Consider the following 14,215-nt stretch of genomic DNA (forward strand, 5'->3'; position numbering starts at 1 on the left):
TGATTGAGGTTCAAATTGATGGAACAGGTGATTTGACTTCTCTGAAGGAGAAATTTGAAGCGCAAGGTATCCAAGTAGAGGAAATTACTCGAACCTCTGCTAAAAAGTTATAAATATGGAGGGTGAAAGCCCTCTTTTTTGTATACAATTTGAAATAACAAGCAAAATATGGAAAGAAATGAGAGAATGTGGTATAATAAAACGATGTGAATAAAGGAGTATTTATGGACATTTCAGAAATTCGTCAAAAAATTGACGCAAATCGTGAAAAATTAGCTTCTTTCAGGGGGTCTCTTTGACCTCGAAGGACTAGAGGAAGAGATTGCCATCTTGGAAAACAAGATGACAGAACCTGAGTTTTGGAACGATAATATCGCGGCTCAAAAAACGTCGCAAGAATTAAATGAATTAAAAAACACCTACACCACCTTCCGCAAGATGGAGGAGTTGCAGGATGAAGTTGAAATTTTATTGGACTTTTTAGCAGAAGATGAGTCAGTGCATGATGAACTAGTAGAACAGTTGACAGAACTGGATAAGATGATGACCAGTTACGAGATGACGCTTCTCTTGTCAGAACCTTATGACCATAATAATGCAATCTTGGAAATTCATCCAGGTTCTGGAGGTACAGAGGCTCAGGACTGGGGTGATATGTTGCTCCGTATGTACACTCGTTATGGGAATGCCAAAGGCTTTAAAGTAGAAGTCTTGGATTACCAGGCTGGTGATGAAGCGGGTATCAAATCTGTGACCCTGTCTTTTGAAGGTCCAAATGCTTATGGCCTTCTCAAATCAGAAATGGGTGTTCACCGTTTGGTACGTATTTCTCCATTTGACTCTGCCAAACGCCGCCATACTTCATTTACATCCGTAGAGGTTATGCCTGAGTTGGATGATACCATTGAAGTAGAAATCCGTGAAGATGATATCAAAATGGATACCTTCCGTTCAGGTGGAGCTGGTGGACAAAACGTCAATAAGGTTTCAACAGGTGTACGTTTAACACACATTCCAACTGGGACTGTTGTTCAATCAACAGTGGATCGTACCCAATATGGAAATAGAGATCGTGCCATGAAGATGTTGCAGGCTAAGCTCTATCAAATGGAGCAAGAAAAGAAAGCTGCGGAAGTCGATTCCCTCAAAGGTGAGAAAAAAGAAATCACTTGGGGAAGTCAGATTCGTTCTTATGTCTTCACACCTTATACTATGGTAAAAGATCATCGTACGAGCTTTGAAGTTGCTCAGGTAGATAAGGTCATGGATGGAGATCTTGATGGTTTCATCGATGCCTATCTCAAGTGGCGAATTAGCTAAGAATAGAAAGGAACTCACATGTCAATCATTGAAATGCGAGATGTTGTCAAAAAATACGATAACGGAACGACTGCCCTACGTGGAGTCTCTGTTACCATTGAACCAGGAGAGTTTGCCTATATCGTAGGTCCTTCTGGGGCAGGGAAGTCTACTTTTATTCGAGCTTTATATCGAGAAGTAAAAGTCGAAAAAGGCGGTTTAAAGGTAGCAGGCTTTAATCTAGTTAAAATCAAGAAGAAAGACGTCCCTCTGCTCCGTCGTAGTGTTGGGGTAGTCTTCCAAGACTACAAACTCTTGCCAAAGAAAACCGTTTATGAAAATATTGCTTACGCAATGGAAGTTATCGGAGAGAACCGTCGCAATATTAAGAAACGGGTTATGGAAGTCTTGGACTTGGTCGGTTTGAAACACAAGGTTCGCTCTTTCCCTAATGAACTATCAGGTGGAGAGCAGCAACGGATTGCGATTGCTCGTGCGATTGTCAACAATCCTAAAGTATTGATTGCCGATGAGCCGACAGGAAACTTGGACCCAGATAATTCTTGGGAAATTATGAATCTGTTGGAACGCATCAATCTCCAAGGTACGACTGTCTTGATGGCGACTCACAATAGTCAAATTGTAAATACCTTGCGCCACCGTGTCATTGCCATTGAAAATGGCCGTGTCGTTCGTGACGAAGCTAAAGGAGAATATGGATACGATGATTAGTAGATTTTTTCGCCATTTATTTGAATCATTAAAAAGTTTAAAGCGAAATGGCTGGATGACAGTAGCGGCAGTAAGTTCGGTTATGATTACCTTGACACTCGTTGCTCTGTTTGCATCTGTAATTTTTAATACAGCAAAACTGGCTACCGATATTGAAAACAACGTTCGCGTTATGGTCTACATTCGTAAGGATGTAGCGGACAATAGCGAAACGATCGAAAAGGAAGGTCAGACAGTCACAAATAATGACTACCACAAGGTATATGATGCTTTGAAGGCGATGCCTGCTGTTAAGAGTGTTACCTTCTCAAGTAAAGAAGAACAGTACGAAAAACTGACAGAAACGATGGGGGACGATTGGAAAGTCTTTGAAGGGGATGCGAATCCTCTCTATGATGCCTATATCGTTGATACAAATACTCCGAGTGATGTTAAAACAGTAGCGGAAGAAGCGAAGAAAATTGAAGGAGTGTCAGAAGTTCAAGATGGTGGAGCCAACACTCAACGACTTTTCGAATTAGCTTCCTTTATCCGTGTTTGGGGATTGGTTATTGCAGGGCTCTTGATTTTTATTGCAGTCTTCTTGATTTCCAATACCATCCGCATCACCATTATTTCGCGCAGCCGCGAGATTCAGATTATGCGTCTGGTAGGTGCTAAGAATGGTTATATTCGTGGGCCATTCCTGCTGGAAGGTGCATTTATTGGTCTATTGGGTGCAGCTATTCCTTCAGTCCTTGTATTCTTTATCTACAATATGGTTTATCAATCTGTTAATAAATCCTTGGTAGGTCAAAACTTGTCAATGATTACACCAGATGTGTTTGTTCCTTTGATGACCGTTCTGTTATTTATAATTGGAATTTTCATTGGCTCCATTGGTTCAGGAATTTCAATGCGTCGGTTTTTGAAGATTTAAAAAATATCGATGGATTAGTTTAAAAGTACTTAAAAGGTAGATGTTTCATCTGCCTTTTTTCATCTAATACTCATTAAAATCAAAAAGAGAATAATTTCTTCGCCAGCATGTATATTATAATTTTTAAGAGGAATTTCATTGCTTTCCTAGAAAGGCAATGTCTATAAGAAACGGTAAATTTCCAAGGATATACTTGGGCTATGTATTATTAAGCAGTTTGTTAATAAAAAGTGCACTTTGATTTTAATCGAGTATAAAAAAAGAAATTGAACGGTTATTTGTTAAGCGTATATTAGCTCCTGCTGAATGAGATTAGCAAAATTGAACAAGAGGCAAAGAAAAACACGCAATTGACAATTCAGGGTATTCAAGAAAGTCTAAGCGCAGTAAATCATAAAATTGATATATCTATGAAGGGCGAGTTTGCCTCAAAAGTTATTGAAACCATAGACAGCAAAAAGAAAGAATACGAGAAAGTGTTGTAGGAGTAAAGATAGGAAACTTAAAAATCAGGGAGTTTAGATGAATTGTAAAACCACGAATCAGTTGATACGTGGTTCTTTTCTTATAAACTGGTCGAGTGTTTGGGTTGAACTTTTTGTTCTGGGTCGATGTAGTTAATGGCATTGTTGACAGCAGTTGGAGCTTCACCCAGTCCTGTCGCAATCAAATCAATTTTACCTTCATAGTAACAGCAGTCCCCGATGGCATAGATACCTGCTTGGCTAGATTCTTGCTTGCTATTGACGATAATCTTGTGACGGTTGAGGTCCAGCCCCCAATTTTTAAGATTGCCAACAGATGATTTGAAACCATAGTTGACAAAGAGATGGTCTACTTCGATAGTTTCGGTTTCATCTGATTTGACTTTGGTGATTTCTAGTTTGTCAAGGGTTTTTCCATCTCCGATAAGTTGGCTAGGAACGAACGGTGTCTTGATGGTTACAGATGATTCTTGTAGGGCTTGCACACTATGTTCTAAGGCGCGGAAGTTATCTCGACGGTGAACAAGGGTAGTTGGCGCAATTTTTTCAAAAGCTAGAGCCCAGTCAACAGCTGAGTCTCCCCCGCCAAGGATGGTTACTTTCTTGCCAGCGTATTGATGGATGTTGGAAACGTGGTAGTGGATGTTTTCATAATCCTCAACACCCTCTAATTCAAGTGGACGTGGTTTGAAGGCGCCACCACCCATAGCAATGATAACGGTTTTGGTCAGGTGGCTTCCCTTGTTGGTTGTGATGGTAAATCCTTGATCTTGTTTCTCGATTTCAAGAACGGTTTCGTTGAGGTGAACAGGTGTTTCAAATCCGTTTAGCTGCTCAATCAAGCGATTGGTTAACTCTTCTCCAGTAAGGTTTGGGAAACCTGGCACATCAAGGATTTGCTTTTCAGGGTAGAGGATGGCTGGTTGGCCACCGAGCTGGGGAAGAGAGTCGATGATTTGGACTTTGGCTTGGCGTAGATGGGCGTAAAAGGCAGCAAAGAGGCCGACAGGACCGCCACCTACAATGGTAATATCATAGAGTTGGGACATGATTTCTCCTTCGTTTTTTCTAGTCAGTTTATTTTATCATATTTTTAATCAAATTAAAATGAAGCAGGATAGGGAAAAAATGGGCAAAAAATGGTATAATAAGACGGAACGTGTTTTGATAGGGAGGGAACTAGGGATGAATTTTCAGCAATTTTCCAACTTGCAATACTGGACGAGTTTGTTTTCAAGCCCTTGGAGTATAGTCACCAATCTGATTGATATTCTGATTGTGACTTATATTTTGTATCATTTTACAAAGGCAATTGCAGGTACCAAAATCATGATCTTGGTTCGGGGAGTTTTGGTCTTCATTCTAGCCCAAATTCTCTCTAATATGATTGGTTTAACGACCATTTCTTGGTTGATCAATCAAATCATCACCTATGGGGTCATTGCAGCAGTGGTTATCTTTTCACCAGAGATTCGGACGGGTCTAGAGCGGTTGGGCCGGGCAACGGATTTCTTTTCCAATGCTCCGATTAGTGCAGAAGAGCAGATGATTCGTGCCTTTGTGAAATCAGTCGAATACATGAGTCCGCGTAAGATTGGTGCTCTGGTAGCAGTGCAGCGAGTGAGAACCTTGCAGGAATACATCTCGACGGGGATTCCCCTAGATGCAAAGATTTCAGCTGAATTGCTCATCAATATCTTTATTCCCAACACTCCCTTGCATGATGGTGCAGTCATTATCCGAGAAGATCGGATTGCCGTCACCTCAGCCTATCTGCCACTAACTGAAAATACGGGGATTTCCAAGGAATTTGGAACTCGTCATAGAGCGGCGATTGGTTTGTCGGAAGTATCAGATGCTCTTACCTTTGTGGTTTCGGAAGAAACGGGTGGAATCTCCATCACCTATAATGGAGTCTTTAAGCACGATTTGACCTTGGAAGAGTTTGAATCTGAATTGAGAGGAATCCTGCTTCCAACATCAGAGGAAAAACATGGTCTGAAAGAGCGCTTACTAGGAGGATGGAAACATGAGAAAAAATAGTCTTTATATTATTTCTTCCTTCTTTTTCGCTTGCATTCTCTTTATCTATGCGACTTCAACAAACTACCAGAATAGCAATAGTGCCAGACAAGTGCGAACAGAAACCTATACTAATACAGTACTAAATGTACCAATTGATATAAAGTATGATAGTGAACAGTACTTTATCAGTGGGTTCACTTCAGAGGTGACTGTCTTTCTAACAGGGTCAAACAGAGTTGCTTTGGCGAGTGAAATGCAAGAAAGCACAAGAAAATTTAAAGTAACGGCTGATTTGACTGGTGCTGGAGAAGGAACTACTGAGGTACCATTAACGGTTGAGAACCTCCCTAATGGTTTGACGGCTGTTGCGACACCGCAAAAGATAACAGTGAAGGTTGGTAAAAAAGCAAAACGAGATAATGTAATTGTTGTGCCGGAGATTGACCCTAGCCAGATTGATTCTCGTGTGAAAATTGATACAGTCACTGTGTCAGATGAAAAAGTAACGGTTATTAGTGATGAGGAGACTCTCTCTAGAGTAGATCGTGTTATTGCCATCTTACCGACGAGTGAACGGATAACAGGTAACTACTCGGCCTCTGTTCCACTACAAGCAGTTGATAAAAATGGAAATGTCTTGCCAAGCGTCATTATGCCATTTGACACTACAATGAAAATTACAACCAAAACAGTATCGTCTAGCTCGAGTTCTTCGTCGACGATCTCGTCAACGGGCTCTTCAACCAGCAGTTCGTCTTCAACGAGTTCAGAAACGAAACCAGACTCGTCTAAACAAGAATAAACAAAATAGTAGAAAAGGATGATTAACAAAATGGGTAAATATTTTGGGACCGATGGAGTCCGTGGAGAAGCAAACGTAGAACTGACACCAGAATTGGCCTTTAAATTGGGTCGTTTTGGTGGATATGTCCTTAGCCAACACGAAACGGAAGCTCCTAAAGTCTTTGTAGGACGTGATACACGTATCTCAGGAGAAATGCTAGAATCTGCCTTGGTGGCAGGTCTCCTCTCTGTAGGGATTCATGTCTACAAACTCGGTGTTCTTGCAACACCAGCAGTAGCTTACTTGGTAAAAACAGAGGGAGCCAGTGCAGGTGTCATGATTTCCGCTAGCCACAATCCAGCCCTTGATAATGGGATTAAGTTCTTTGGTGGGGATGGTTTCAAACTTGATGATGAAAAAGAAGCAGAAATCGAAGCCTTGCTAGATGCTACAGAAGACACTCTTCCACGTCCAAGTGCGGAAGGTTTGGGAACCTTGGTGGATTACCCTGAAGGCTTACGTAAGTATGAAGGCTACCTTGTTTCAACTGGAACTCCTCTTGAAGGAATGAAAGTGGCCTTAGACACAGCGAACGGTGCAGCGTCTACAAGTGCCCGTCAAATTTTCGTTGATCTCGGTGCCCAGTTGACGGTTATCGGCGAAACACCAGATGGTCTTAACATCAACTTGAATGTGGGTTCTACACATCCAGAAGCTCTTCAAGAAGTGGTCAAAGAAAGTCAGTCAGCTATTGGTTTGGCCTTTGACGGAGACAGTGACCGTTTGATTGCTGTTGATGAAAATGGCGACATCGTCGATGGTGATAAAATCATGTACATCATCGGGAAATATCTTTCTGAAAAAGGCCAGTTGGCTCAAAACACCATCGTGACAACGGTCATGTCTAACCTTGGCTTCCATAAGGCCTTGGAGAGTGCTGGCATTAACAAGGCAGTCACTGCAGTTGGTGACCGCTATGTCGTCGAAGAAATGAGAAAATCAGGCTATAACCTTGGTGGTGAACAGTCTGGTCACGTTATCTTGATGGACTACAATACAACTGGTGATGGTCAATTATCAGCTGTCCAATTGACTAAAATCATGAAAGAAACAGGCAAGAGCTTGTCTCAACTAGCATTAGAAGTGACGATTTACCCACAAAAACTGGTTAATATCCGAGTGGAAAATGCCATGAAAGAAAAGGCCATGGAAGTACCAGCCATCAAGACAATCATCGAAAAGATGGAAGAAGAGATGGCAGGTAACGGTCGTATCCTTGTTCGCCCAAGTGGAACAGAACCCCTCTTGCGCGTCATGGCGGAAGCTCCTACAACAGAAGAAGTTAACTACTATGTAGATACGATTGCTGCTGTTGTTAAAGATGAAATCGGAATTGACTAAAGCCTAGAAAACTAGATGAAATGATAAAAATGTGGTACAATTGCATAGTAAATTGTAGCAATGGGAGAGAAAAATGAATCTTAAACGAGAACAAGAATTTGTTAGCCAGTATCACTTTGATGCTCGTAACTTTGAATGGGAAAATGAAAATGGAGCCCCTGAAACCAAGGTAGACGTGAACTTTCAGTTACTCCAACATGACCAAGAAAACCAAGTGACTTCTTTAGTCGTTATCTTGAGTTTCATGATTGTTTTTGACAAATTTGTCATCAGCGGAACAATTTCTCAAGTTAACCATGTGGAAGGCCGCATTGTCAACGAACCAAGTGAATTTAACCAAGAAGAAGTCGAAACCTTGGCACGTCCATGCTTGAACATGCTCAATCGTTTGACGTATGAAGTAACAGAAATCGCCCTGGATCTTCCAGGGATCAATTTGGAGTTTTAGTCATGAAATTAGCTGTCATTACAGATTCTTCAGCCTATTTAGAGGAGAAGACGCTGCAAAGAGAGAATCTATTTGTCTTGGATATTCCTGTCAATATTGATGGGGAGGAGTATGTTGAAGGTGTCAATCTGACTGCTGAGGAATTTTATCAAAAAATGGCTCAGTCTGCAGAATTGCCTAAAACTAGTCAACCAAGTATTGCCAAATTGGATGAGATTCTAAGTTCCTTGAAAGATGAAGGCTATACTCATGTCTTGGGACTCTTTCTTTCGTCAGGAATTTCAGGCTTTTATCAGAATATCCAATATATGTTGGATGAGTATGATGGCTTGACCATTGCCTTTCCGGATACCCATATCACAAGCTCCCCTCTAGGATTTATGGTGGAGAGTGCCTTTGAATGGGCAGAGCAAGGTGATGATTTTGCTCAGATTCAGGAGAAGTTGGCTCTTCAAATTGCTGATAATTCAGCCTTTATCATAGTAGATGACCTCGACCACTTGGTGAAGGGAGGACGTTTGTCAAATGGGGCTGCTATCTTAGGAAATCTCCTCAGTATCAAGCCTATCCTCTACTTTAATGACCAAGGTGTGATCGAAGTTTACGAAAAAGTTCGTACAGAAAAGAAAGCAATCAAACGTTTGGTGGAAATCATCAAAGAGTTGACAAAAGATGGGGACTACCGTATAACAGTCATTCATGGGAACGCTCCTCAAAAGGCAGCGGATTTACGTCAGCTTTTGATGGAGAGTGGTGTGACTGCGGAGATTCCAATTGAAACCTTTGGTAGTGTCATTGGGACCCACCTTGGAGAAGGTAGTATCGCCTTGAGCTATACACCAATCGTCTAAATTGTTTCTTACAGGCTTTGTATCTTAGCAATCGAACACGGCCTACCTGCCTCTTGAAAAAAGATGTCTGTCTTGCCTTTCATGGAAAGTCAGCGCCATTCCCTATTTTTCATGGGCAGCTAACGTCCTTTGTATCTTAGACAGGAGTAGAGATGAGTATTCGAGTAATTATTGCCGGTTTTAAGGGAAAGATGGGGCAAGCTGCTTGTCAGATGGTCTTGGCTGATCCTGACTTAGACTTAGTAGCAGTTTTGGATCCTTTTGAGTCTGAATCAGAATGGAAAGGCATTCCTGTATTCAATGATAAGGCTGATTTGGCTGGTTTTGAAGCGGATGTCTGGGTAGATTTTACTACACCAGCCGTTGCCTACGAAAATACACGTTTTGCTCTTGAAAATGGCTTTGCTCCAGTAGTTGGAACGACTGGCTTTACTAGTGAAGAAATTGCAGAGCTAAAAGCATTTTCCCGTGAACAAGATTTGGGCGGCTTGATTGCCCCTAACTTTGCTTTGGGAGCTGTCTTGCTTATGCAATTTGCGGCGCAGGCTGCCAAATATTTCCCAAATGTGGAGATTATCGAACTCCATCATGATAAGAAAAAAGATGCTCCGAGTGGAACAGCCATTAAAACGGCTGAGTTGATGGCGGAAGTTCGGGAATCAATCCAACAAGGTGCGCCTGATGAGGAAGAGTTGATTGCGGGTGCTCGTGGTGCTAACTTTGATGGCATGCGCATCCACTCAGTTCGTTTGCCAGGCTTGGTAGCTCATCAAGAAGTCATCTTTGGCAATCAGGGGGAAGGATTGACCATCCGTCATGACTCCTATGATCGCAGCTCCTTCATGACAGGGGTGAATTTGGGAATCAAAGAAGTTGTCAAGCGTCATGAGCTTGTCTATGGATTAGAACACTTATTATGAGATTAACGCAAATGCCTTCTGAATTTCAGAAGGCTTTACCAGTATTAGAAAAAATTAAAGAAGCAGGCTTTGAAGCCTATTTTGTTGGGGGATCTGTTCGAGATGCCCTCCTCAATCGTCCCATCCATGATGTGGATATCGCGACTTCTTCCTATCCAGAGGAGACCAAGCAGATTTTTCTGCGAACAGCCGATATTGGAATTGAGCACGGAACCGTCTTGGTTTTAGATGGGGACGAGGAATATGAGGTGACGACCTTTCGAACAGAGGATGTCTATGTGGACTATCGCAGACCCAGTGCGGTTTCCTTTGTGCGTTCGCTAGAAGAAGACCTCAAACGCCGAGATTTCACAGTCAATGCCTTTGCCTTGGATGAGACAGGCGAAATCATTGACTTGTTCCATGGTTTAGAAGATTTGAAAAACCAAATCTTACGAGCAGTTGGAGTGGCTAGTGAGCGTTTCAATGAAGATGCTTTGCGAATTATGCGTGGTTTCCGTTTTCAAGCCAGTCTTGGTTTTAAACTTGAGCAAGAAACATTTAAAGCGATGAAGACTTTGACGCCACTCTTGGAGAAAATTTCTGTGGAGCGCATCTTTATTGAGTTTGATAAACTCTTGCTGGCACCTTTTTGGCGAGTTGGTCTGTCTTCCATGATTGAGAGTCAAGCTTATAACTATCTTCCAGATATGGTAGGAAGCCAAGACAAGCTCAATAGACTGTTTGATTTGGAGACTGATTTCACTTTTGAATCTTCTGAACAAGCCTGGGTAGCTCTGTTGTGGGCTTTGGAGATTAAAAATGCGCAGCCCTTTTTGAAGGCTTGGAAGACCTCGCGCCAATTTGCCAAGCAGGTTCAGGATTTGCTGACCATTTTGGCTTTGCGAGAAGAAGGAGAGCTGAGCAAGCGCGATTGTTACCGCTTTGACTTGGATTCCCTTCTACAAGCTGAAAGTCTTCGTCAGGCTCAAGGAAAAGAAGTTAACCCACAAGCCATCAAAGAAACCTATCAGAGTTTGACCATTCATGATAAGAAAGAAATCCAGATTAACGGTGGTGTTTTAATCAAGGAATATGGTTACCAGCCAGGACCAGACTTGGGAGAAATTTTAACAGAGATTGAGTTTGCCATTGTCGATGGAGAATTGGAAAATGACCGTCAAGCTATCCATGCTTACCTGAGGGAGAAAAAATGAGTGATTTTATCGTTGAAAAATTAAGCAAATCCGTCGGAGACAAGACCATTTTTAAGGATATTTCCTTTATCATCCATGACCTAGACAGAATCGGTCTAATCGGTGTCAATGGAACGGGTAAGACTACCCTTTTAGATGTTCTTTCTGGTGTTTCTGGCTTTGATGGGGATGTCAGTCCCTTTTCATCTAAGAATGATTACCAGATTGGTTACTTGACCCAGGATCCTGATTTTGATGATAGCAAGACGGTCTTGGATACGGTTCTTTCCAGCGACCTCAAGGAAATTCAGCTCATTCGTGAGTATGAGTTAATCATGCTCAACTACAGTGAGGACAAGCAGGCTCATTTGGAACGGGTCATGGCAGAGATGGATTCTCTCCAAGCTTGGGAAATCGAGAGCCAGGTCAAGACGGTTCTCAGTAAATTGGGTATTCAGGACTTGTCGACTCCAGTTGGTGAATTATCAGGTGGTTTGAGAAGACGTGTTCAGTTGGCGCAAGTCTTACTTGGCAATCACGACCTCTTGCTGTTGGATGAGCCAACCAACCATCTGGATATTGCGACTATTGAGTGGCTGACCCTTTTTTTGAAAAGTTCCAAGAAAACCGTTCTCTTTATCACCCATGATCGTTATTTCCTAGATGCGTTGTCAACACGGATTTTCGAGTTGGACCGAGCAGGCTTGACCGAGTATCAGGGAAATTATCAGGACTATGTTCGTCTCAAGGCGGAACAAGATGAGCGTGACGTTGCCCTTCTCCACAAGAAAGAGCAACTCTACAAACAAGAACTGGCCTGGATGCGTAGACAACCGCAGGCGCGTGCGACCAAGCAACAGGCTCGTATCAATCGTTTCCATGACTTGAAAAAAGAAGTTTCAGGCGGTGTTGCTGAAACAGACTTGACCATGAACTTTGAAACCAGTCGGATTGGGAAAAAAGTCATCGAGTTTCAGAATGTTTCCTTTGCTTATGAGAACAAGCCCATTTTGAAAGATTTTAATCTCTTAGTGCAAGCTAAAGACCGTATTGGAATCGTTGGGGATAATGGTGTGGGGAAGTCAACTCTGCTTAATCTCATCGCAGGAAGTCTTGAGCCGACTAAAGGTCAAGTGATCATCGGTGAGACGGTTCGCATCGCCTATTTCTCTCAGCAAATTGAGGGCTTGGATGAAAGCAAGCGCGTTATCAATTACTTGCAGGAAGTAGCAGAAGAGGTCAAGACCAGTGGTGGCACGACGACTTCGATTGCGGAGTTGCTGGAGCAGTTCCTCTTCCCACGTTCGACCCATGGTACCTTGATTGAGAAGTTGTCTGGTGGAGAGAAAAAACGCCTTTATCTTCTCAAACTGCTTCTTGAAAAACCAAATGTTCTTCTTTTGGACGAGCCGACAAATGACTTAGACATTGCGACTTTGACAGTTTTGGAGAATTTCTTGCAAGGCTTTGCAGGTCCCGTCTTGACAGTTAGCCATGATCGCTATTTCTTGGATAAGGTAGCAACTAAGATTCTTGCTTTTGAGGATGGCAAGATTCGTCCTTTCTTTGGTCATTACACCGACTATCTTGATGAAAAAGCCTTTGAAACAGAGATGGCTAATCAAGTGCAAAAGGCCGAAAAGGAGAAAGTGGTCAAAGTCCGTGAAGACAAGAAACGCATGACCTACCAAGAAAAGCAAGAGTGGGCAAGCATTGAAGAAGATATTGAAACCTTGGAAAATCGTATCGCTGCTATTGAAGAGGAGATGCAAGCAAATGGCTCTGATTTTGGTAAGCTAGCCACTCTTCAAAAAGAGCTAGAGGAGAAAAACGAAGAACTCCTTGAAAAGTATGAACGCTATGAGTATCTAAGTGAATTTGATAGCTAGAAGAATAGAAAAATCCCGTCTCATGACAGGATTTCTCTATTCTTTTTTAGTTTCTTGGTGGAAGATGTTTTGCCAAGTCTCATGGCGGCGCCAGATACTGGTGTGGACGATGCCATCTAGCTCATAGCAGATGAGCTTGGTTTTCTGACTGATGGAGGTCAGTTGGAAGTCCTGAATAGCAGCAGCCAGTTCTTTTTCAGCCTTGTAGGCTTGTTTATCTAACTGCTGGCCATTCTGGCGAATATAGACAAAGTCTTCGGCTAGGAGTTCTTCTAGCTGATTTCCTTGGTCAATCAATTGCTCCCTCATGAGAAGTTTTCGATAGACATTATCTAAAATTTCATCTTCCGGAATGGGGGCTGGTTCGATGTGAATATCGGTATCAAAAACCCCAAAGCGCTCTTCCAGCATGGATTCGACCTGATCGGCAATTTCATGACTCTCGTAAACAGATAGGTCGGGATTCATCTCTAGGGTAATGTCCAGATAAATGTTGCTGCCGTATGTGCGGCCCCGTTGGGATTTGACCTTGCTAATCTTTGGAATCTCTAAAATGGCTGCCTGATACTGATCCAGAAGACTGTCGTCAAAACCGTCTGATAAGCTAAAGGAGGATTCCATAAAGATATCGTAGGCTGTTTTGAGAATGAAGAAGGTAATGACAATAGCTACCAACTTATCGACAATCGGGTAGTTGAGACTACTAGCTAAAATAGCAATGGAAGTCCCAATGGATGTCACAGCGTCTGATAAATTATCCTTGGCAGCCGCCTTGAGGGCATTGGACTTGGATTTTTTGCTGAGCTGGGTATTGTAGAGGTAGACCAAAAACATGACTGCAGCTGAGATCACTCCAAGAATGGCCCCCAGTGGATCAATAACAGCTTCCTCTTGACTGAGGATTTTTTGGATGGTGTCACGAAGGACATCAAACCCTACATAAAACATGATGATGGAAGTAATGAGACTAGCCAAATCTTCAATCTTCCAGTGACCAAAACGATGGTCCTGATCAGCTGGCTGGCGCGCCATCCGAATCCCGATCAAGAGAGCTACATTTCCGATAATATCAGATACGTTGTTAAAACCATCTGCCACCAAACTGGAGGAGGATAGGAGATGGCCTGTCGCTAACTTGGCAGCCGATAAGACCAAATAGGCCAAAATGCTAATGATGGCTCCCCGTTCGGCCAGTTTGAGGTTTGAGACAGGTTGTTTCATTCAGCTTCCTTTCTAGTCATATAGTATTCTACCATTATACTGGTTTTCAAAGGAAAATTCAAATGA

Annotated in this window: 13 protein-coding genes and 1 pseudogene; 12 read left to right on the forward strand and 2 right to left on the reverse strand. The window is 42.4% G+C overall.

Annotated elements, in window-relative coordinates; genetic code table 11:
* The 4 genes and pseudogenes from SORDD16_RS11515 to ftsX all read left to right on the forward strand — a co-directional run.
* Positions 1–113: pseudogene (locus tag SORDD16_RS11515) on the forward strand (acetoin utilization protein); the annotation flags it as partial.
* A gap of 111 nt (positions 114–224) precedes the next feature.
* Positions 225–1,320, forward strand: a protein-coding gene (gene prfB, locus SORDD16_RS02850) for a peptide chain release factor 2 (protein ID WP_128973453.1) whose coding sequence is annotated in 2 segments (ribosomal slippage) — positions 225–296 and positions 298–1,320 — 1,095 coding nt in all. Because the reading frame shifts where the segments join, the coding sequence is not laid out codon by codon here.
* Positions 1,321–1,338: 18 nt separating this feature from the next.
* Complete coding sequence (gene ftsE / locus SORDD16_RS02855; protein ID WP_061452309.1) at positions 1,339–2,031, forward strand: cell division ATP-binding protein FtsE; 693 nt, start codon at positions 1,339–1,341, stop codon at positions 2,029–2,031.
* A complete protein-coding gene (ftsX, locus tag SORDD16_RS02860) occupies positions 2,024–2,950 on the forward strand; it encodes a permease-like cell division protein FtsX (RefSeq protein WP_061452628.1) in 927 nt (308 codons plus the stop codon). The genes ftsE and ftsX overlap by 8 nt, the downstream gene beginning before the upstream one ends.
* Positions 2,951–3,515: 565 nt before the next feature.
* On the opposite strand, the gene SORDD16_RS02870 is transcribed toward ftsX, so the two are convergent.
* A complete protein-coding gene (locus SORDD16_RS02870; protein ID WP_061452310.1) occupies positions 3,516–4,484 on the reverse strand; it encodes an NAD(P)/FAD-dependent oxidoreductase in 969 nt (322 codons plus the stop codon).
* A gap of 136 nt (positions 4,485–4,620) precedes the next feature.
* On the opposite strand from SORDD16_RS02870, the gene cdaA reads away from it, so the two are divergent.
* The 8 genes from cdaA to SORDD16_RS02910 all read left to right on the forward strand — a co-directional run bounded on the left by cdaA (position 4,621) and on the right by SORDD16_RS02910 (position 12,928).
* Positions 4,621–5,478, forward strand: coding sequence for a diadenylate cyclase CdaA (cdaA, locus tag SORDD16_RS02875; protein ID WP_061452629.1), 858 nt, complete (start codon positions 4,621–4,623; stop codon positions 5,476–5,478).
* Positions 5,465–6,262, forward strand: coding sequence for a CdaR family protein (locus tag SORDD16_RS02880; protein ID WP_061452311.1), 798 nt, complete (start codon positions 5,465–5,467; stop codon positions 6,260–6,262). The genes cdaA and SORDD16_RS02880 overlap by 14 nt, the downstream gene beginning before the upstream one ends.
* Before the next feature lie 30 nt (positions 6,263–6,292).
* A complete protein-coding gene (gene glmM / locus SORDD16_RS02885) occupies positions 6,293–7,645 on the forward strand; it encodes a phosphoglucosamine mutase (protein ID WP_061452630.1) in 1,353 nt (450 codons plus the stop codon).
* 73 nt (positions 7,646–7,718) lie between these two features.
* Entirely contained in the window at positions 7,719–8,093 is a 375-nt protein-coding gene (locus tag SORDD16_RS02890) for a DUF1149 family protein (RefSeq protein ID WP_001050092.1), read from the forward strand.
* Positions 8,094–8,095: 2 nt separating this feature from the next.
* Entirely contained in the window at positions 8,096–8,944 is an 849-nt protein-coding gene (locus SORDD16_RS02895; protein ID WP_061452312.1) for a DegV family protein, read from the forward strand.
* 152 nt (positions 8,945–9,096) lie between these two features.
* Positions 9,097–9,864, forward strand: a complete 768-nt coding sequence (gene dapB, locus SORDD16_RS02900; RefSeq protein ID WP_061452313.1) for a 4-hydroxy-tetrahydrodipicolinate reductase — start codon at positions 9,097–9,099, stop codon at positions 9,862–9,864.
* Positions 9,861–11,060: a CCA tRNA nucleotidyltransferase gene (locus SORDD16_RS02905; protein WP_081215119.1), complete on the forward strand. Its 1,200-nt coding sequence runs from the start codon at positions 9,861–9,863 to the stop codon at positions 11,058–11,060. The genes dapB and SORDD16_RS02905 overlap by 4 nt, the downstream gene beginning before the upstream one ends.
* Positions 11,057–12,928 carry an ABC-F family ATP-binding cassette domain-containing protein gene (locus SORDD16_RS02910; protein WP_061452315.1) on the forward strand — a complete coding sequence of 624 codons (1,872 nt, stop codon included), beginning with the start codon at positions 11,057–11,059 and terminating at the stop codon, positions 12,926–12,928. Before SORDD16_RS02905 ends, SORDD16_RS02910 begins: the two co-directional genes overlap by 4 nt.
* A gap of 36 nt (positions 12,929–12,964) precedes the next feature.
* Here the strand turns inward: SORDD16_RS02910 and SORDD16_RS02915 are convergent, their stop codons facing one another.
* On the reverse strand, positions 12,965–14,149 hold the full coding sequence (locus SORDD16_RS02915) for a cation diffusion facilitator family transporter (protein WP_061452316.1): 1,185 nt from the start codon (positions 14,147–14,149) through the stop codon (positions 12,965–12,967).
* Positions 14,150–14,215 lie beyond the last annotated feature (66 nt).

The sequence above is a fragment of the Streptococcus oralis genome, assembly GCF_001578945.1.
GTDB lineage: Bacteria > Bacillota > Bacilli > Lactobacillales > Streptococcaceae > Streptococcus > Streptococcus oralis_Q.